Origin of the sequence: Alteromonas sp. RKMC-009, assembly GCF_003584565.2 — a bacterium.
Classification (GTDB): Bacteria; Pseudomonadota; Gammaproteobacteria; order Enterobacterales; family Alteromonadaceae; genus Alteromonas.
Genome location: NZ_CP031010.1, coordinates 1,511,236 through 1,530,384 on the forward strand (window position 1 = coordinate 1,511,236; position 19,149 = coordinate 1,530,384).

The 19,149-nt window shown below is 49.2% G+C and carries 18 protein-coding genes; 16 read left to right on the forward strand and 2 right to left on the reverse strand.

Translation table 11 applies throughout. The annotated features are described in order from the left end of the window. Nucleotides 1-8 precede the first annotated feature (8 nt). Entirely contained in the window at nucleotides 9-1,133 is a 1,125-nt protein-coding gene (flhB, locus tag DS731_RS06565; protein ID WP_119500576.1) for a flagellar biosynthesis protein FlhB, read from the forward strand. Here flhB and DS731_RS06570 read toward each other — a convergent pair. Beyond that, nucleotides 1,123-2,829 carry a sensor domain-containing diguanylate cyclase gene (locus DS731_RS06570; protein ID WP_119500577.1) on the reverse strand — a complete coding sequence of 569 codons (1,707 nt, stop codon included), beginning with the start codon at nucleotides 2,827-2,829 and terminating at the stop codon, nucleotides 1,123-1,125. The two genes, flhB and DS731_RS06570, sit on opposite strands and share 11 nt — an antisense overlap. 154 nt (nucleotides 2,830-2,983) lie before the next feature. Between DS731_RS06570 and flhA the strand changes: the two genes are divergently transcribed. The 12 genes from flhA (at nucleotide 2,984) to DS731_RS06630 (ending at nucleotide 15,387) form a co-directional block, all read left to right on the forward strand. Continuing rightward, the gene (flhA, locus tag DS731_RS06575) at nucleotides 2,984-5,086 is read left to right on the forward strand and encodes a flagellar biosynthesis protein FlhA (RefSeq protein WP_119500578.1); all 2,103 of its coding nucleotides are present in this window, start codon (nucleotides 2,984-2,986) and stop codon (nucleotides 5,084-5,086) included. A gap of 29 nt (nucleotides 5,087-5,115) precedes the next feature. Further along, nucleotides 5,116-6,561, forward strand: a complete 1,446-nt coding sequence (flhF, locus tag DS731_RS06580) for a flagellar biosynthesis protein FlhF (protein ID WP_119500579.1) — start codon at nucleotides 5,116-5,118, stop codon at nucleotides 6,559-6,561. Next, the gene (locus DS731_RS06585; protein ID WP_119500580.1) at nucleotides 6,558-7,424 is read left to right on the forward strand and encodes a MinD/ParA family protein; all 867 of its coding nucleotides are present in this window, start codon (nucleotides 6,558-6,560) and stop codon (nucleotides 7,422-7,424) included. The genes flhF and DS731_RS06585 overlap by 4 nt, the downstream gene beginning before the upstream one ends. After that, entirely contained in the window at nucleotides 7,421-8,149 is a 729-nt protein-coding gene (locus DS731_RS06590; RefSeq protein WP_119500581.1) for an RNA polymerase sigma factor FliA, read from the forward strand. Before DS731_RS06585 ends, DS731_RS06590 begins: the two co-directional genes overlap by 4 nt. A gap of 47 nt (nucleotides 8,150-8,196) precedes the next feature. After that, entirely contained in the window at nucleotides 8,197-8,580 is a 384-nt protein-coding gene (gene cheY / locus DS731_RS06595) for a chemotaxis response regulator CheY (RefSeq protein ID WP_119500582.1), read from the forward strand. Nucleotides 8,581-8,614: 34 nt separating this feature from the next. Beyond that, nucleotides 8,615-9,361 carry a protein phosphatase CheZ gene (locus tag DS731_RS06600; RefSeq protein ID WP_119500583.1) on the forward strand — a complete coding sequence of 249 codons (747 nt, stop codon included), beginning with the start codon at nucleotides 8,615-8,617 and terminating at the stop codon, nucleotides 9,359-9,361. A gap of 12 nt (nucleotides 9,362-9,373) precedes the next feature. Next, entirely contained in the window at nucleotides 9,374-11,659 is a 2,286-nt protein-coding gene (locus DS731_RS06605) for a chemotaxis protein CheA (RefSeq protein WP_119500584.1), read from the forward strand. A gap of 25 nt (nucleotides 11,660-11,684) precedes the next feature. Then, entirely contained in the window at nucleotides 11,685-12,833 is a 1,149-nt protein-coding gene (locus tag DS731_RS06610; protein WP_119500585.1) for a protein-glutamate methylesterase/protein-glutamine glutaminase, read from the forward strand. Nucleotides 12,834-12,855: 22 nt separating this feature from the next. Beyond that, nucleotides 12,856-13,620, forward strand: coding sequence for a ParA family protein (locus tag DS731_RS06615; protein WP_119500586.1), 765 nt, complete (start codon nucleotides 12,856-12,858; stop codon nucleotides 13,618-13,620). 7 nt (nucleotides 13,621-13,627) lie between these two features. Continuing rightward, nucleotides 13,628-14,359 (forward strand): chemotaxis protein CheW, encoded by a 732-nt coding sequence (locus DS731_RS06620; protein ID WP_119503333.1) that lies wholly within the window; start codon nucleotides 13,628-13,630, stop codon nucleotides 14,357-14,359. Nucleotides 14,360-14,376: 17 nt separating this feature from the next. Then, nucleotides 14,377-14,865 carry a chemotaxis protein CheW gene (locus DS731_RS06625; protein ID WP_119500587.1) on the forward strand — a complete coding sequence of 163 codons (489 nt, stop codon included), beginning with the start codon at nucleotides 14,377-14,379 and terminating at the stop codon, nucleotides 14,863-14,865. Between the two features lie 102 nt (nucleotides 14,866-14,967). Further along, the gene (locus DS731_RS06630; RefSeq protein WP_232373500.1) at nucleotides 14,968-15,387 is read left to right on the forward strand and encodes a DUF2802 domain-containing protein; all 420 of its coding nucleotides are present in this window, start codon (nucleotides 14,968-14,970) and stop codon (nucleotides 15,385-15,387) included. A gap of 3 nt (nucleotides 15,388-15,390) precedes the next feature. On the opposite strand, the gene DS731_RS06635 is transcribed toward DS731_RS06630, so the two are convergent. Beyond that, nucleotides 15,391-15,861, reverse strand: a complete 471-nt coding sequence (locus tag DS731_RS06635; protein ID WP_119500588.1) for an Lrp/AsnC family transcriptional regulator — start codon at nucleotides 15,859-15,861, stop codon at nucleotides 15,391-15,393. 130 nt (nucleotides 15,862-15,991) lie between these two features. On the opposite strand from DS731_RS06635, the gene DS731_RS06640 reads away from it, so the two are divergent. The 3 genes from DS731_RS06640 (at nucleotide 15,992) to DS731_RS06650 (ending at nucleotide 19,141) form a co-directional block, all read left to right on the forward strand. Beyond that, nucleotides 15,992-17,032, forward strand: coding sequence for a zinc-dependent alcohol dehydrogenase family protein (locus DS731_RS06640; RefSeq protein WP_119500589.1), 1,041 nt, complete (start codon nucleotides 15,992-15,994; stop codon nucleotides 17,030-17,032). A 111-nt stretch (nucleotides 17,033-17,143) separates the two neighbouring features. Next, nucleotides 17,144-18,082 carry a homoserine O-acetyltransferase MetA gene (gene metA / locus DS731_RS06645; protein ID WP_119503335.1) on the forward strand — a complete coding sequence of 313 codons (939 nt, stop codon included), beginning with the start codon at nucleotides 17,144-17,146 and terminating at the stop codon, nucleotides 18,080-18,082. A 3-nt stretch (nucleotides 18,083-18,085) separates the two neighbouring features. Continuing rightward, complete coding sequence (locus DS731_RS06650; RefSeq protein WP_119500590.1) at nucleotides 18,086-19,141, forward strand: homocysteine S-methyltransferase family protein; 1,056 nt, start codon at nucleotides 18,086-18,088, stop codon at nucleotides 19,139-19,141. Nucleotides 19,142-19,149 lie beyond the last annotated feature (8 nt).

A 19,149-nucleotide genomic window follows, 5' to 3' on the forward strand; every position in this document is an offset into this window, starting at 1 on the left:
GGTAGACGATGGCTGACGAACAGGAAAAAACAGAAGACCCCACGGGGAAAAAACTCGACGACGCACGAAAAAAAGGCCAGCTTGCCCGGTCCAGAGAGTTATCTACGACACTGGTTCTGGTGGTCAGTGGTGTCATGTTTCTTGTCATGGGAGGCACCATCGCACAGGCTATTTTCGGCATGATGAAGAACATGTTCCAACTTTCCCGTGATCAAACCTATGACGCAACTCACATGTTTGGTGCCTGGGTTTACGGTTTTTCTGCGGTGGCAGCGCCTGTTTTACTGTACATGGTCGTGGCGATGGCCGCCGGTATTTACGGCTCTATTGCGCTGGGCGGATACAATTTCACCTGGGAATCGGCGTCGCCGAAAATGAATAAACTGAATCCGCTAAACGGTTTTAAGCGCATGTTCGGTATTAATGGCCTTGTGGAGCTGCTTAAGTCCATTGCCAAGTTCTTTGTTATCGGTGCCATGGCGCTGGTGTCGTTAATGTACTTTCAGGATGAAGCACTGCATCTTGATCTTGAGCTGTACCCGAATAATTTGTTCCATGCACTGAATATGCTCGAATGGGCGTTTTTCCTGCTGACACTGGGCATGATCCCCATCGCTATTTTTGATGTGCCGTACCAGCTGTACAAGCACAACAAAGAAATGAAAATGTCAAAGCAGGAGGTGAAAGACGAACGTAAAAATGCCGAGGGTGATCCTCAGGTGAAAGGACGTATTCGTCGCCTTCAATACCAGGCAGCAGCCCGCCGGATGATGCAGGAAGTACCGAAAGCGGATGTGGTTGTGACTAACCCGACGCACTATTCCGTGGCACTTAAATACGATGATAATGGCGGCAGAGCGCCTGTGGTGGTGGCAAAAGGAATTGATGAACTGGCCATGCACATCCGTAAAATTGCCGGTGCCCATGAAGTGCCTGTTGTGCCGTCACCCATGCTGGCAAGGGCTATTTATTATTCCACTGAAGTTGAGCACGAAATTCCCCATAAATTGTTCATGGCGGTGGCACAGGTACTGGCGTATGTGTATCAGTTGCGGGCGTTTAAAGCCGGTAAGGGCAAACGGCCTAAGCCACTTAAGAAAGACTTGCCCATCCCACCTGAACTCAGACGGTAAACCCGTCAGTACTTTTATCCACAACAATGATGGCGTCGCGGCCTGTTTCTTTGGCCTGATATAATGCTTTGTCGATGGCTTCCAGTTCTGCGGCCATCGTATCAGGTCCTGTAACGTATCCTATCCCGCCGGATACCGTAAGCGGGCCCAATGCATAGGGAAGGGCATTTCCGGCCGTTTTCAGGGCAGCTCTGAATTTGTCTGTAGCAGCTTTTGCCTCTGTAATATCCGCATCAGGAAATATAAGTAAAAATTCTTCACCGCCTATTCTGCCTGTAATATCGGTTTTTCTGAAATTGTCTCTGACCAGAGCACCAAAGGTGCGTAATACTTCATCGCCGGCAGCGTGACCAAAATTATCATTTACCTGTTTGAATAAATCGATATCGAGCAGGGCGACAGCTAGTTTTTTGCCGCAGGCCCCGGCAATGTCAGCCTGTTCTTCCAGTAATTTAAAGGTATGCTGGCGGTTTAGCAGAGATGTCAGGCTGTCAGTCATCGCAATCTGTTCCAGTTTATGCTGATACCTGGCGCGCTTTTTCTGCAAAATAACCAGTGCCACGCACAGACTGAAAAGTAAAACGAGCGCTGATATCATAAAGAAGCCCCGCTGGCGCTCTGTTTTTATCCGCAATTCCTGAGCTTTTGTCATCGCTTTGAGGGCGGCATTTTCCTGACTTTTCTTATCAACGTCGAAAAGAGTCTGCAGTTTGAACAACTTTTCAGCACTGATTTCATTCAGGCGTTTTACTTGTTTATTGCGTGCGTCTTCCAGGGTTTGATAGGCCTCGCCGTAGTTGCCTAATGCCGCCTGAATTCTTGATTCCAGTATCCGTGACTCAATCATTTCTTTAGGCGTAGCTGATGCAGAAATCGTTTCTGCGCGGGCCAGTGTGTCCAGTGCGGTGCCGAAGTTGCCGGTATGATAATGGGCGTTTGATAAGCCCCGTAAAATGTCCCCGTAATACTGTTCAGATGGCAGTATTTCCTGAATCGCTGTTAAGTGTTGGTAAATTGCCAGCGCCTCCTGCAAATAGGGAAGGGCATTGTCGTACTGTTCAGCCTGCTGAAACACCGATGCAATAAGACCAGCTATGTGAGCAGGCAGGATTTGAGTCGCGTTCTCCGATGCAATTCTGTGGGCAATGATCAGTTTTGTCAGCGCGGCCTCACGATTTTGTAGTGATTGCTGAATTAATCCTTCCGTTATTAATGCACCGATGTACAGCTGGGTGACAGTATGCTGCTGTGCCCACTCACTGACGACAGCGACATAATGCAGCGCCAGCACCTGGCGCTCTGTTTTTTCGTAAAGTTGCGATTTTTGCAGCAGTAAACGGTGATATAGCAACGGTTCGCCTACTTGAACTACATTTTCAAGCCCCTGTTCCAGAAGAGACTCTGAGCGGCTGAAATCACCCAGTTTCATGTAAAAGTACGACAGCAGATATTGAATGGTGGCAGGCGTATAGTCGGGCAGGACATCATCAAGCATCTCCTCCAGACCAAGTACGGTTTCCTGCGGGTGCTGATGAAAAGACTTAATGACGTGGATAACCGCATCATCGGGCGCAGATACCTGTGCCGGTGCCGCAAAGGTGCAATAAGACATAAATATCAGGCCTGTCGCGGCGACAACAGGAATAATATTGTTCTTAAATGCAATACGTCGCTGTTTTAACGGGTATTCCGGCACTTGTTGTCCTGAGCATGTCTCATCCGGTTTAACTATAGTTCAAAAAACACCGCCGGGCGCACGCAGGCAAACATTTTCAAACTGGCACATTAGTTGAACTGACACTGACAGACACGAAGTAAGCGTCAATTTTCTGTTAGCGAGAGCAAATTTTATGCAGCTATCCGGCTATCTGCAGCGGTTCGACAAAAACCAGATTCAAAATATCACCAGTGGTCTGGGGGCGCCTGTCGTTTTGCTGGCGATCATGGGCATGGTTATTTTGCCCATGCCGCCCTTTCTGCTCGATGTTCTTTTCAGTTTTAACATCGCCCTCAGTCTGGTCATTATTCTTGTGGCTGTATTTACCCAAAAACCGGTGGATTTCGGTATATTTCCCCTGGTTTTGCTGATTGCTACGGTGTTGCGGCTGGCATTGAATGTTGCCTCGACGCGGGTCGTTTTGCTGTATGGTCATGAAGGCGGCGATGCTGCGGGGAAGGTAATCGAAGCCTTCGGAGCCGTGGTTATTGGTGGTAACTATGCGGTGGGTGTGGTGGTATTCGCCATCCTGCTCATTATCAACTTCAAAGTAGTGACAGCCGGTGCCGGCCGTATATCTGAAGTCAGCGCCAGATTTACACTTGATGCCATGCCCGGTAAGCAAATGGCCATTGATGCCGATTTGAATGCCGGCTATATCGATCAGGATGAAGCCCGCAAGCGCCGAGAAGAAATCACCGCAGAAGCAGACTTCTACGGCTCGATGGACGGTGCATCAAAATTCGTTAAAGGTGACGCGGTAGCCGGTTTGTTCATCATGATGATTAATATCGTCGGTGGCTTATTTATCGGCATGATTCAGCATGACTTGTCGTTTGGAAATGCGCTGGAAGTTTACACTATTCTGACAATCGGTGACGGTCTGGTTGCCCAGATCCCATCCCTGTTGTTGTCGGTGGCAACGGCAATTATCGTCACCCGTGAAAACGAAACCCAGGAAATGGGTAAGGAAATCCGGACACAACTGGGTAATCAGCAGGCTCTGTATATTGCCGCAGCGGTGCTGTTTGTCATGGGGATTGTGCCCGGCATGCCCCACGTGGCCTTTCTGGGTTTCTCTGCTATTGCTGCCGGTTATGCATACTGGCAGGGTGTGCAGGCGAAGAAAGCGGCAGAAAAACCGGCTGTGCCGGCCAAAATGGAAGGTGGTGCTGACCAGCCTGCTCCGGAAATTAAAGAGCTGGGTTGGGATGACGTACAGCAAGTTGACACTATCGGCCTTGAAGTTGGTTACCGGCTCATTCCGCTGGTGGATAAATCACAGGGCGGCGAATTGCTTACACGTATAAAAGGTGTGCGGAAGAAACTGTCTCAGGAACTGGGCTTTCTGGTTCCGCCGGTGCACATCCGCGATAATCTGGATCTCGACCCCAATGCCTACACGATCTCCATGCTGGGTGTGACCATCGGAGATGCGCAAATCAGTCATGATGAAGAGCTGGCGATTAACCCCGGGCAGGTGTTCGGTAAGCTGGAAGGACGGGCGACTAAAGACCCCGCTTTCGGACTGGATGCCGTGTGGATACGGCCGAATCAGCGGGAGCATGCGCAAACCCTTGGTTACACAGTAGTGGATGCGGCCACCGTGGTAGCGACACATCTCAGTCAGTTACTCAGCAACAATGCTTACCAGTTACTCGGTCATGAAGAAGTACAACAACTTCTCGATATGCTGGCGAAATCCAGTCCTAAGCTGGTGGAAGGGCTGGTACCGGATATTTTGCAGCTGAGCACCGTTGTAAAAGTACTGCAAACCTTATTGTTCGAAGGCGTTCCCATCCGCGATATGCGTACTATCGTTCAGACCTTATCGGAATACGGACCCCGCAGTCAGGATCCGGATGTGCTGGTATCTGCAGTGCGTATTGCGCTGAAGCGTTTGATTGTGCAGGAAATCAGTCAGGGAGCGAAAGAAGTGCCTGTCATAACTCTGGCACCAGAGTTGGAACAGATGTTGCACCAGTCACTTCAGGCAGGAGGAGAGGACGGCGCCGGCATCGAACCGGGACTGGCAGACCGGCTCCAGCAATCCCTGCAACAGGCCGCACAACAACAAGAACTGAATGGCGAGCCTGCGGTACTGTTGACGTCAGGCATGTTAAGACCTGTGCTGTCACGCTTCCTGAAGTATTCGGTAGCTGGCCTGCATGTGTTGTCTTATCAGGAAATCCCTGATGACAAACAAATCAAAATTGTCAGCTCTGTGGGTCAATAATCTGACGCCGGGTGAGTGAAGAGGTTGAGATGAAAATCAGACGGTTTTTTGGCAAAGATATGCGGGAAGCATTAAGCCAGGTAAAAGCAGAATTGGGCAGTGACGCCGTAATCATGTCGAATCGCAAAGTGGCAGACGGTATTGAGCTGGTCGCCGCTTACGATAAAGAGCCGGAAGCAAAAATAAAACTCAACACCCGCCATGACGCAGGTAAAACAGCTGCACAAAAGGCGACGCCAAGCCTCAGCGAAATTATCGGTGACGATGGTCCGGATACCTTACGGGCGTTACTTGAAAAGCAGGCTGCAGAAAAAGCTGCGGCTGCCGGAAGTGACCGTCAGAATCCTGCAGTTTCTCCTGCACCACAAACATCGTCTGCATTTGCCGCAGATACCCGTGGGGTCAACCCACAACCCGCTGCATCTCATGACGAAGAGGCGTTTTCATTTGCTGATGTATTTTCTGCAAAAGAACAAAGGCCTGCACCGGTATCTCAAATGAATCCCGATTTTAAAGCGGCGGAAAGTCAGCAGTCTGCCGGTGCCCCGGCCAGTGAGCTGGATGCGATAAAAGAGGAACTGGCCTCTCTTCGCAGCGTTTTACAATATCAGGTCGCAGACTTGATGGATGCTAAAAAGCAGCGTCAGCGCCCTGTACACAGTTATCTGACCCAGTGTTTAACCGGTATGGGGCTGAGCGCTTCACTGGCTGAGCAACTGGTGCACTACACCCCTTCTCAATACACCGAGCGGGAAGCGTGGATTTACCTTCTCAACCTTTTGGCTAATCGCCTTAATGTTTCCGGTAATGATATCCTGACCCAAACCGGTGTGGTTGCTCTTGTTGGTCCAACAGGAACAGGCAAAACCACGACTGTTGCTAAATTAGCAGCACGCTATGCGCAAAAATACGGTGCTGATCAGGTGGCTATGATCACTATCGATACCTACCGTATTGCCGCTTATGAACAGCTGGCAACGTATGGCAAAATTATTGGCTGTACCACAAGGAAGGCGCAAAGCAGTGAAGAATTAGCCGAACTTCTCTTCCAGTTACGCCATAAGCGTCTAATATTAATAGACACGGCTGGTTTCAGTCAGCGCGACAGTCGTTTAATTAAGCAACTTGGTCAATTTAATCACGGACAAATGCAACCTGTCCGTAAATACCTGGTTGCGCAGGCAAATACCCAATATCCTGCATTGCAACGCATCATTGAAGCGTATAATTCCGTTAAGCTTGACGGATGTATCTTCACGAAAGTTGATGAATGCTACAGTTTGGGTGAGGTTTTAAGTGTTGCTGTTGAACAGCAATTGCCAGTTAGTTATGTGACCGACGGGCAGCAGGTACCTGAAGATATTAAAGTTGCTGATGCAAAATCTCTCGTATCTGCCGCTGCAAAGCTTTATAAAAAGTACGGTTTGAATCATACTAAGCGTAATCATGAAGTTAATTCAGTTCAGGCAGTATGATCGAAGATCAAGCGAGTAGCTTACGAAAGATGAATCAATCACGCCTCATAAAGGTTATTGCCGTTACCGGCGGCAAAGGTGGTGTTGGTAAAACCAACATTACATTAAACACGGCGATTGCTATGGCCAAGCAAGGTAAGCGGGTCATGGTACTCGATGCCGACTTAGGATTAGCGAACGTTGACGTCATGCTGGGTTTGCGTGTTGAGAAGAACCTTTCTCACGTATTATCCGGTGAATGCACACTTGATGATGTTCTGGTAACCGGACCTCACGGTATTAAAATAGCTCCGGCGACTTCAGGTACTCAGGCAATGACCGAGTTATCGCCTACAGAACATGCCGGATTAATCCGTGCTTTCAGTGAGTTACGGTCGCAGATTGACGTGCTGATTGTAGATACCGCTGCCGGTATTTCCGATATGGTACTGAGTTTCTCCCGTGCCTCGCAGGACATCATGGTAGTGGTTTGTGACGAACCGACTTCTCTGACCGATGCCTATGCACTGATTAAAATATTGAACCGTGAACACGGTGTGTTCCGCTTCAAAATTGTGGCAAACATGGTTCGGGACATTCGTGAAGGGCAGGAATTATTCAGTAAATTATCAAAAGTGACAGGCAGATTCCTGGATGTGGCACTAGAATTGGTGGCAACTGTACCTTTCGACGAAAATATTCGTCGGGCAGTCAGAAAGCAAACCGCTATTGTGGATGCATTTCCCGGTTCTCCTGCGGCCGTCGCGATTAGTCAGTTAGCCACCAAAGCGCTTAACTGGCCGGTACCGGCTCAGCCGGGTGGTCACCTGGAATTTTTCATTGAACAACTGGTGACGAAGCAAGCAGTAGGAAGCCAACGTTGAATAGTAAAGCGGCAGCTTACCAGCAGCAGACCGACAAGTCGCAGCTGGTCGAGCGCCATGCATCCCTTGTAAAACGTATTGCCCATCACCTGATGGCGCGTTTGCCTGCCAGTGTGCTGGTGGATGACCTGATTCAGGCAGGGATGATCGGATTGCTGGAAGCAGCCAGAAATTTCGACGGCTCGAAAGGGGCCAGTTTCGAAACCTTCGCAGGTATCCGTATTCGTGGTGCTATGCTGGATGAAATCCGTAAGGGCGACTGGACACCCCGTTCAGTGCATAAAAATAGCCGTGCTATTACGGAAGCCATAACACAAGTTGAAAGAGAAACTGGCAGAGACGCGCGTGATACAGAAATTGCTGCTAAGCTAAATGTCAGTATTAATGATTATCATCAAATGCTTAACGAGGTGAATGCCGGTAAACTTGTCGGTATTGAAGACCTGGGTGTATCAGAAGATGTAATCAGCACAGAACAGAATAAAGGTAATGATTCACCCCTCGAAGATTTAATGCAGGGGGCGTTTCAAAAGGCGTTGGCACATGCCATCACAACATTACCTGAACGGGAAGCAATTGTACTGTCCCTGTACTATGATGAAGAACTGAATTTACGTGAAATCGGTGAAGTTCTTGAAGTCAGTGAGTCAAGGGTCAGCCAGATTCATAGCCAGGCCATGTTAAAACTAAAAGCCCGAATGCAATCATGGCAGGCAGAAGAATAAAACATACTAATATTAATAACGATTGATAATCCTCACCGGAGGCTATTTTGGACAAGAGTATGAAAATTCTTGTAGTAGACGACTTCTCTACTATGAGACGAATCATAAAGAACCTGCTTAAAGATCTTGGATTTTCCAATATTCAGGAAGCTGACGATGGAAGTACGGCCCTCCCCATGCTCCAGCAAGGCGACTTTGAATTTGTCGTGACCGACTGGAACATGCCAGGTATGCAGGGTATCGACCTGTTACGCGCTATACGTGCTGACGACAAACTCAAGCATTTGCCAGTATTGATGGTGACAGCTGAAGCGAAAAAAGAGCAAATCGTTGCTGCAGCACAGGCAGGTGTAAACGGATATGTTGTGAAGCCTTTCACAGCCGCTACACTTAAGGAAAAACTCGACAAGATTTTTGAGCGTTTAGGTTGATCCAGCCGCTCCCGCCAGAGAAGAGGATTACTGGATGTCTCCTACTAAAAAAGTCCCTATTTCGCTCGAAGAAGCAAAACAACTGGTAGCATATCTTGAGCAGGGTGATGATGAATCCGCCAACGCCCTGCTTGAGGCCGTATCTGCCAAAGAGTCTGTCGAACTTTTTGCTGAAGTTGGCAAACTTACCCGTCAACTTCATGACGCCCTCAACACCTTCCAGTTAGACGAGCGTATTGCTGGTCTGGCTAATGATGATATTCCTGATGCGCAAACGCGTCTCACCTACGTAATTGAAGAAACTGAAAAAGCGGCTAATACTACAATGGACGCTGTTGAGTCCTGTATGCCAATTGCTGAATCTTTATCAGACCGGATCACAACCCTTGAGCCTGAATGGCAAAAGCTTATGACCCGTCAGATTGAGCTCGGTGAATTCAAGAGTTTATGTATGGATATCGACGCCCTGTTTAAGGACATGTCGAAAGATTCTTCTAAACTTAACAGCCTTTTGACCGAAGTATTAATGGCACAGGGTTATCAGGATTTGACAGGCCAGGTTATTCGCAGAGTGATTGACCTGGTGAAAGAAGTCGAAGACAGCCTTGTGAACATGCTGACCGTGTTCGGTGAACGGGATGCACCTGTTAAAGCACAGAGCACCACGAACAAGCCGGACGCTGTTGAAGCGGAAGGGCCAATCATGAACGCTGAGAAGCGGGATGACGTAGTACAAGGCCAGGATGACGTGGATGATCTCCTGTCGAGCCTTGGTTTTTAGGGGAGCGAATGAATGTCGTTTGATGTTGATGAGGATATATTACAGGACTTTCTGGTCGAAGCCGGAGAAATCCTGGAACAATTACAGGAACAGTTAGTTGACCTGGAGAATAATCCGGAAGACGCTGACCTCCTCAACGCGATTTTCCGTGGATATCACACGGTAAAAGGTGGCGCAGGTTTCTTATCTCTGACTGAACTGGTTGAGATTTGTCACGGCGCAGAAAACGTCTTTGACGTAATGCGTAATGGCCAGCGTACACTGACGCCGGAATTAATGGATGTCATTCTGCAAGCGACAGACGTCGTAGTGGAAATGTTTGAGCGGGTAAAAGCCCGTGAGCCACTCGAAGCCGCTGATTCAAATCTTGTTGATGTTCTGCATAAGTTGAGCAAGCCAGAAGCCCCCGGCGAAAATATTTTTGGCGGGGAAACGGCAGCACCGGCAGAAGAAGTGCCGGTAGCAGAAGAACCTGAGCTGATAGTTGAAGAGGTACCGGTTGCACCGGAAGCCGCCGCTGTTGCAGAGCCTGCCGGTGATAACAGCATTGAAGATATCAGCGAAGATGAATTTGAAGCATTACTGGACCAGCTGCATGGTTCCGGTGCGCCCGGCAGACCGTCGGCAGATGCACCTGCAAAGCCAGCTGCACCTGCGCCCGCTCCGGCAGCAGCCGCTGGCGGAGATGGCGAAGATATCACCGATGATGAATTTGAGGCTCTGTTAGACGAGCTTCACGGTAAAGGACAGTTTGGTGGCGATGCCGCACCTGCCGCTACACCGGCGGCCGCAGCACCGGCAGCGGAACAGGCTGCAGCCGGTTCTGACGGTGACGAAATCACCGATGACGAATTTGAAGCTTTGCTTGACCAGTTACACGGTAAAGGTCAGGGACCCGGCATTGCCGGTGGTGTTGAAGTCGACACTCAGGCAACCAAAGCCGTTCAGGCTGCCAAAGCGGAACAGTCTAAACCTGCAGAGCCTGCCAAGCCGGCTCAACCTGCTAAAGCTGCTGCACCTGCTCCGGCCGCAAAAGCGGCTCCGGCTGCGCCAGCCGCACCCGCTGCCCCTTCCAAGCCCGCAGCACCTGCTGCAAAAGCTGCACCTAAGAAAGAAGAAAAAGCCCCGCAGGCAGAAACTACTGTTCGGGTAGACACCAAACGCCTTGACCAGATTATGAATATGGTCGGTGAGTTGGTGCTGGTTCGTAACCGCTTGTTAAGCCTTGGTATCAATACCAATGACGAAGATATGTCGAAGGCTATCGCTAACCTGGATGTGGTGACCGGTGATCTTCAGGGCGCGGTAATGAAAACCCGCATGCAGCCCATTAAGAAAGTCTTCGGTCGTTTCCCCAGGGTTGTCCGCGACCTTGCCCGTAGCCTGAAAAAAGAAATTACCCTTGAGCTTGAAGGGGAAGAAACGGATCTGGATAAAAACCTGGTTGAGGCGCTGGCCGATCCCCTGGTTCACCTGGTGCGTAACTCCGTCGACCATGGAATTGAAATGCCGGATGATCGTGCCAATGCGGGAAAACCGCGCATGGGTACAGTGAAACTGGCAGCATCACAGGAAGGCGATCATATCCTGCTTACTATCACCGATGATGGTAAAGGGATGGATCCGGAAAAGCTGAAAGAAATCGCTATCAGTCGTGGCGTGCTTGATGCTGATGCCGCCGCCCGTATGTCTGATGTGGAAGCGTTTAATCTGATATTCGCGCCGGGCTTCTCTACCAAGACAGAGATCAGTGATATCTCCGGTCGTGGTGTGGGCATGGACGTGGTTAAAACTAAAATCAACCAGCTGAATGGTACCGTAAACATTGATTCTCATCTGGGTAAAGGCACCCGGTTAGAAATCAAAGTACCGTTAACACTGGCAATCCTGCCAACTCTGATGATTGTTGTCGGTCAGCAAACCTTTGCATTGCCATTGGGCGCTGTTAACGAAATTATCAACATGGACATCAAGAAAACCAATACGGTAGATGGTCAGTTGACGATGATCGTCCGCTCTAAGGCTATCCCGTTATTCTTCCTTGGTGAATGGCTTATCCGCGGCCCGAAAAATATCGAGAAAGAAAAAGGCCATGTTGTTGTAGTGCAAATAGGTACACAGCAGGTGGGCTTCGTGGTGGATGCATTGATTGGTCAGGAAGAAGTGGTGATCAAGCCACTGGATGCCTTGTTACAAGGTACACCGGGTATGGCTGGTGCAACCATTACATCGGATGGCGGAATCGCGTTAATTCTTGATATCCCGAGTCTGCTTAAGCGATATGCGCGCAGGTCATAGTCGCAATTAAAGGAACATCATTACTATGGCTTTTAAAGTCCTTGTTGTGGACGATTCGACGTTTTATCGTCGTCGTGTACGCGAAATTCTGGATGAGGACAGAGAACTCGAGGTTGTTGGCGAAGCCAAAAACGGTGAAGAAGCACTGGATATGCTGATGAAGTTGTCACCCGATGTGGTGACAATGGATGTGGAAATGCCGGTTATGGACGGTATTTCCGCTGTAAAAGCGATCATGCAGAAACGCCCTGTACCTATTCTCATGTTTTCATCTCTGACTCATGAAGGTGCTCAGGCAACGCTTGACGCGCTGGAAGCCGGTGCGCTGGATTTTCTGCCAAAGAAATTTGAGGAAATATCTAAAGAGCGTAAAGAGGCCGTGGGCTTACTGCGGACTAAAGTTCGTTTACTGGCCCGGCGTGGTGTCGGCATACGCCGGCCTGTGATTTCACGCAGAGAGCCAGCGGCAAAGCCCGCTCCACCAATGCCTGCCAATGCCCCTAAAGCGACGTTCTTTAAAAGCTCGTCTATCCTCACCGGACGTACTGAAACTGCATCCCAGCCTACTGTTTCTAAAGTTAAGGCATCAGGAAAGCGGTATAAATGTCTGGCCATCGGGGCCTCTACAGGTGGTCCTGTGGCATTGCAAAAAGTGTTGTCAGGGCTGCCGGCTAACTTTCCATATCCGATTTTATTGGTTCAGCATATGCCCGGCACGTTTACTAATGCGTTCGCCCAGCGGCTGAACAATAACTGCGAGATTTCGGTAAAAGAAGCTGAACACGGGGATATTCTTAAACCCGGTTGCGCTTATCTTGCGCCCGGAGGCAAGCAAATGGTAGTAGAGTCTATGTCACTGCCGAATATTGTTCTCCGTGATGCCCATGAACATGAGAAAGATACCTACAAACCCAGTGTGGATATTACACTTAACAGTCTGGTGGATATTTACGGCGGCGATGTACTGAGTATTATTCTGACGGGCATGGGATCTGATGGACGTGAAGGCTGTGAAGCTCTTCACCGTAAAGGCGCCAAAGTGTGGGCGCAGGATCAGGACACCTGTGTGGTATACGGTATGCCACAGGCGGTTGCGAAAGCGAACATCGCAGAAAAAAGCATAGCCATTGATAATATCGCTTCGTGCATACTCACGGAAATGATGCAGAAATAGTTCAGTCAGCAGGAGTTGAAGGTTGAAAATATGGACGATTGCTAACCAGAAAGGCGGGGTAGGGAAGACCACTACCACCGTGACGCTGGGCGGCATTCTGGCGCAACAGGGAAAGCGCGTTCTGCTTATTGATACCGACCCTCATGCATCGCTGAGTTATTATTTTGGTATGGATGCCGAGGAGTTAAATGCTTCTGTTTACGATATTTTTATTAATCATGAACAGATTACTGCCGATAGAGTGCTTGACTGTTTGTGTCCGACAAAATTAGACAGTCTGTATATTTTGCCTGCCTCAATGGCACTTGCCACGCTGGACAGGCAAATGGGTATGCAAAACGGTATGGGGCTTATTCTCAAAAAGGCACTGGATACTGTACGCAACGAATTTGACTATGTGTTGCTGGATTGTCCGCCGGTACTTGGCGTGTTGATGGTTAATGCGCTGGCTGCATGCCATAAAGTCATTGTGCCCGTGCAGACCGAATTTCTGGCATTAAAGGGCCTTGACCGGATGATCCATACACTTGAGATTATGGGCCGTTCGTTAAGAAAAGAATTTGATACATTAATAGTGCCGACTATGTTTGACCGCCGGACGAATGCGGCCATCCAGGCACTACAAAAACTGAATGAAGATTACGGTGATAAGGTTTGGCACGGGATGATTCCTGTGGATACCCGCTTCCGTGATGCCAGCCAGGCGCAGTCGCCTGCGTCTGTTGTCTATCCGAAAGCGCGGGGCGTTTACGCCTACACCAAATTGTTAGATGAACTGGAGCAGTGAGTCAGCTATGAGTAAAAGTACGCCCTTCGCCCGCGAAGATGTGATGCAGGCGTATCTCGACAGCTTGTTACAAAGCCCGGAAGATCCGGCTGAAGTAACGGCTAACACTGCCCGTTTGCTGGAACAGGCCACGGCGGACATTATCGCCAAAGAACCTGTGGTTGCTCCTGTGGCTGAGCCGGTCATAGCGCCGCCAGTAACTGAAGAGGTTACCGACACAGCCGTTGAACAACTGAGCGGGGCAGTACCTCCGCCGGTTAAAACCACGCCTGTGAAAGACATGCTGGAAAATCGTTTTCAGGCACTCTTTTTCGAGGTGGCAGGATTAACACTCGCTGTGCCGCTCATCACTTTAGGTGGCATTCACCGGATTGAAAAAGTGGGTGGACTGATAGGAAAACCCAAATGGTTCAAGGGCGTAATGCTTCATCGTGATCAAAAAATAAACGTTGTCGATACTGCAATGTGGGTTATGCCAGAAAAATACGACCAAAATCTCGCAGAAACGCTAAACTATCAGTATCTTATTATGTTAGGGGACAGTTTGTGGGGCTTAGCCAGCGACAAACTGGTCAACACCGTTACACTGACCAGGGACGAGGTAAAATGGCGCGAGTCAGGAGGCAAGCGTCCATGGTTAGCGGGCATGGTAAAAGAAAAAATGTGTGCGTTAATAGACGTATATCAGTTAATCGCAATGCTAAATAGCGGCTTAGGCAGTAACGACCAGACGCCATAGCCCGGGGAGCCAGGTTCATGAATGACAAGAGCACAACGAATAACGCGCCGGATAACGATCAGGTGCTTCAGTGGGTTACCTATCGCTTAGGTGACGAAACTTACGGTATTAACGTAATGCAGGTTCAGGAAGTCTTACGCTATACCGAAATTGCGCCTGTTCCCGGTGCACCGGATTACGTGTTAGGCATTATCAATCTGCGTGGTAATGTTGTGACGGTTATTGATACCCGCGCCCGCTTTGGCCTTATGCCAACCGATATTACCGACAACACACGGATTGTAATTATCGAATCCGATGAGCAGGTTGTCGGCATCCTGGTAGACAGTGTTGCCGAAGTGGTTTATCTGAAATCATCTGAAATTGATAGTGCACCTAACGTGGGTACTGAAGAGAGCGCCAAGTTCATTCAGGGCGTGAGTAACCGCGATGGTGAATTGCTGATTCTGGTAGATCTTAATAAGCTTCTCAGTGATGACGAGTGGGATGAACTGAGCAGTCTTTAACTTCATACAGCGCCTGCTAATCCGGCGGGCGCTCATCTATGCCTGTATCTTCGCTGTGCTGCCCGGCACAGTGCTATTACCAAAGGGAGAAAACACATCAATATGGACGTGCCGGCACTATCTTTACTCGCTGTTGCTACAGGGTTACTCGCCGTCATTGCTGTTATATGGATGTACTTTTTCTTCAACCGTCAGTTTAAACAACTCGACGATACTGTCCGCTATCAAAAAGAACACATCGATACCCTGCAACTGGAAATTAATGACCTGGAAAACCAGAACGGTGAAATGCAAACCCGTTCAATGGTACAGGGCAAACACATGCGGGAGCTGGCAGATCAATGCACGCAACTCGAAAACCAGTTACGTGAAGTAAAAAGTCAGGACCCGTCCATGCGCTTATACACCCGTGCCGCTGAACTGGTTAAAGCAGGCGCTGACGTCGAAGAGGTAATGCAAGCCTGCGACCTGCCCCGGGCTGAAGCTGAGCTGCTTATCAGCATGCACCGTCAGCGGGGATAAAGCTCACCGGACAGGTAAACGGGTAGCGCTCTTAATTTCGCGTAGTGACAAACTGGAGCGAATGGCAGTCACGCCCGGCAATTTGCGCAAGTAACTCTCAACAAAGTGGCTGTAATCATCTAAGTCCCTCGCGACTACCTGTAACAGAAAGTCAGACTCTCCGGTAGTATTGTGGCAAGCGAGAACATGTTCTGAAGCCAGTATAATCTGTTCAAACTTCATCGTACTGGTTTCATCATGTTCAGATACCGTAAGCTGAACAAATGCAACAACGCCAAGCCCTAATTTTCTCCGGTCCAGATTAGCCTGATAATCACAGATATAACCATCATCCTCTAGACGCTTCAGACGGCGCCAGCATGGACTTTCGCTTAGCGACAGGTGGCTGGCTATTTTGCTGTTTGTTAACCTGCCATCGTGCTGCAACAGGTTTAAAATAGCCTTGTCTGTCTTATCAAGAGGTTTTACGGGCATAGTCTTCTTATTTCGTGGGTTGAATGAGGGTTTTCTTTCCTATTTTGGCGTGTTTCCTTGCATGAAAGCAAGATAATCCCCTTAAGTATCTTTTAATCTGTTGATAAATCATAATTCTGGAGGAACAACAATGAAAGCTGTCGTATTCGAGAAATTTGCACAGATGCCGGTTATTCAAAATGTGGCCGACCCGACGCCGGCGAGCCACGGTGTTGTTATTAAGGTTGAGGCAACCGGTGTGTGTCGCAGCGACTGGCACTGCTGGCAAGGTCATGATACTGACGTGGTTGTTCCGCATGTACCCGGCCATGAGTTTGCCGGTATTGTTGAAGCCGTTGGAAAAGATGTGAAGCGCTTCAAAACCGGTGACCGCGTCACAGTTCCGTTTATCAATGCCTGCGGGAGTTGCCCGGAGTGTCACTCAGGTAATCATCAGGTATGCGGCAATCAAACACAGCCCGGCTTTACTCACTGGGGATCTTTTGCTCAATACACCACGGTTGATCAGGCCGATGTAAATCTTGTGGCATTACCTGAGCATCTTGACTTTGTAACCGCGGCCAGCCTCGGGTGCCGGTTTGTTACATCATTCCGCGCTGTTGTTGATCAGGGCAAAGTTTCTGCAGGACAGTGGGTGGCCGTACATGGTTGCGGTGGTGTTGGTCTGTCCGCAGTAATGATAGCCAGTGCACTGGGCGCAAACGTTATTGCCGTGGACTTGCAGGATGACAAACTGGCCCTGGCGAAACAGGTGGGCGCGGCGGTTACGATCAATGCATCACAAGTGGCCAGCGTGCCCGAAGCAATCAGAGAGATCACGACGGGCGGTGCTCATGTGTCAATGGATGCGCTGGGTCACTCTGTCACTTGTGTCAATTCTGTCCAGTCACTGCGTAAACTGGGTAAACATATTCAGGTTGGCCTGTTAATGGCAGAGCATGCAACACCGGCTATTCCCATGGGCCGTGTGATTGGTGATGAGCTGGAAATCATTGGCAGTCATGGCATGCAGGCTTTCCGGTACGATGCTATGCTTTCTATGATGATGTCCGGGAAACTGAAGCCTGAAAAATTGCTCGGGCGTACCATTTCTCTGACGGAATCTATTGAGGCTCTGACTACGCTGGATACGTCAAACACTGCGGGAGTTACAGTGATTTCATCGTTCTGATTTCTGCATGGTTGGTACGTTAAGCCGTTTAGACGTCCAGCCGTAAAGATGTTGACATCTATCGGGATTCAGCCACAATATCGTTATTATCCGTTAATTGTTGGAGCTGCCATGCCTATTTGTATTCCCGAACAACTTCCCGCGCAGGATGTGTTGTCAGGTGAGAATATCTTCACTATGGACAGCACCCGCGCAGCGACACAGGATATTCGCCCCATGGAAGTGGGGATCCTGAATCTCATGCCCAATAAAATTGAAACGGAAGTGCAAATCTTACGTTTGCTGTCTAACACACCTCTGCAGGTGAACGTGAACCTGATCCGCGTAGACAAATTAGCGCCAAAGCACACGCCTCAATCTCACATGGACGCCTTCTATCACGACTTTTCTGAAATTGCTGATAAGAAATACGACGGTTTAATCGTAACAGGTGCACCGCTGGCTCACTTGCCTTATGAGGAAGTGAAATACTGGGATCAGATGACAGAGATTTTGGAGTGGGCACAACGTAATGTGCAATCCACACTCTATCTGTGCTGGGCTGCTCATGCGGCGATGTATCATTTCTACGGTGTGCAGAGAAAACTCAGAGAAACTAAACTGTCTGGTGTCTTTGAGCATAAAGTGCTCGACCCTTATAACGAGCTGCTGAGAGGTTTCGATCCGGTTTTTTATGCGCCTCATTCCCGTTTCGGGTATATTGACTCCGGCGAATATAACAGTGTTGAAGGTTTGAAGGTCATTACGGAATCTGATGAGGCGGGTGCATACACCATCGCATCTGAAGATAAGCGTATGGTGTTTGTTACCGGGCATCCTGAATACGACCCGGAAACTCTGCATGACGAGTATTTCCGTGATTTACAGGCGGACGCCCATCCGGCAGTGCCGGCTAACTATTTTACGGACGATGACCCCGCAAAAGCGCCTTTAGTTCGCTGGCGCTCCCATGGTAGTCTGCTGTTCAATAACTGGCTGAACTACTATGTTTATCAGACAACACCTTATGATTTGAGTCAGCTGGCTGAGAAACCCCGGCCAAAGAGGTAATAAGTGACATCAGGTACAAAACAACAACTTCTGGATGCAGCGGCAAAGCGCGTTTTGATTCTGGACGGTGCCATGGGTACTATGATCCAGGAGCACAAACTGGAAGAAGCCGATTATCGTGGTGAGGCATTTGCTAACTGGCATTGCGATGTAAAAGGCAATAACGATTTGCTGGCAATTACTCAGCCGGACATTATTTACAATATCCATTGCGCTTATCTTGAAGCCGGTGCAGATATCATTGAAACCAATACGTTCAATGCTACCACCATCGCCATGGCTGACTACGACATGGAAGCGCAGTCGAAAGACATTAACCTTGCTGCTGCTAAGCTGGCCCGTAAAGCCTGTGATGAATTCACTGCAAAAACACCGGATAAGCCCCGGTATGTGGCAGGGGTCCTCGGCCCGACAAACCGCACTGCATCGATTTCACCGGATGTAAATGACCCCGGCAAGCGGAATGTAACCTTTGACGAGCTGGTAGAAGCCTATATCGAGTCCACAGAAGCGCTGTTAGATGGCGGTTCAGATATTATTTTGATAGAAACTATCTTTGATACCCTGAATGCCAAAGCGGCAGCATTCGCGGTAGAAACCGTATTTGAGAAACGCGGTGAGCGCGCACCGGTGATGGTATCAGGTACTATTACCGATGCATCGGGCAGAACCTTGTCAGGACAAACTGCGGAAGCCTTTTACTATTCCATGCGTCATGTATCGCCGGTTTCCATGGGCCTCAACTGTGCATTGGGTCCGGATTTACTGCGTCAGTACGTTGAAGAAATCAGTATTATTTCTGAATGCCTGGTTTCGGCTCACCCCAATGCCGGTTTACCCAATGAGTTTGGTGAATATGATTTGGGGGCAGAAGAAATGGCAGCACACATTAAAGAATGGGCAGAGTCCGGTCTGGTGAATGTGGTAGGTGGTTGTTGCGGCAGCACGCCTGAGCATATCCGTGCCATGGCTGAGGCGGTAAAAGACGTGAAACCACGTACCGTGCCGGTTTTTGAACCTAAAATGCGCCTTTCCGGGCTAGAACCTTTTGTTCACTAAGGTGTTAT

Excerpts from the sequence above, each read along its gene's own strand:
- flhB (WP_119500576.1), top strand. The coding sequence starts at position 9 with ATGGCTGACGAACAGGAAAAAACAGAAGACCCCACGGGGAAAAAACTC.
- flhA (WP_119500578.1), top strand. The coding sequence starts at position 2,984 with ATGCAGCTATCCGGCTATCTGCAGCGGTTCGACAAAAACCAGATTCAA.
- flhF (WP_119500579.1), top strand. The coding sequence starts at position 5,116 with ATGAAAATCAGACGGTTTTTTGGCAAAGATATGCGGGAAGCATTAAGC.
- DS731_RS06585 (WP_119500580.1), top strand. The coding sequence starts at position 6,558 with ATGATCGAAGATCAAGCGAGTAGCTTACGAAAGATGAATCAATCACGC.
- DS731_RS06600 (WP_119500583.1), top strand. The coding sequence starts at position 8,615 with ATGTCTCCTACTAAAAAAGTCCCTATTTCGCTCGAAGAAGCAAAACAA.
- DS731_RS06605 (WP_119500584.1), top strand. The coding sequence starts at position 9,374 with ATGTCGTTTGATGTTGATGAGGATATATTACAGGACTTTCTGGTCGAA.
- DS731_RS06610 (WP_119500585.1), top strand. The coding sequence starts at position 11,685 with ATGGCTTTTAAAGTCCTTGTTGTGGACGATTCGACGTTTTATCGTCGT.
- DS731_RS06620 (WP_119503333.1), top strand. The coding sequence starts at position 13,628 with ATGAGTAAAAGTACGCCCTTCGCCCGCGAAGATGTGATGCAGGCGTAT.
- DS731_RS06625 (WP_119500587.1), top strand. The coding sequence starts at position 14,377 with ATGAATGACAAGAGCACAACGAATAACGCGCCGGATAACGATCAGGTG.
- DS731_RS06630 (WP_232373500.1), top strand. The coding sequence starts at position 14,968 with ATGGACGTGCCGGCACTATCTTTACTCGCTGTTGCTACAGGGTTACTC.
- DS731_RS06635 (WP_119500588.1), bottom strand. The coding sequence starts at position 15,861 with ATGCCCGTAAAACCTCTTGATAAGACAGACAAGGCTATTTTAAACCTG.
- DS731_RS06640 (WP_119500589.1), top strand. The coding sequence starts at position 15,992 with ATGAAAGCTGTCGTATTCGAGAAATTTGCACAGATGCCGGTTATTCAA.
- metA (WP_119503335.1), top strand. The coding sequence starts at position 17,144 with ATGCCTATTTGTATTCCCGAACAACTTCCCGCGCAGGATGTGTTGTCA.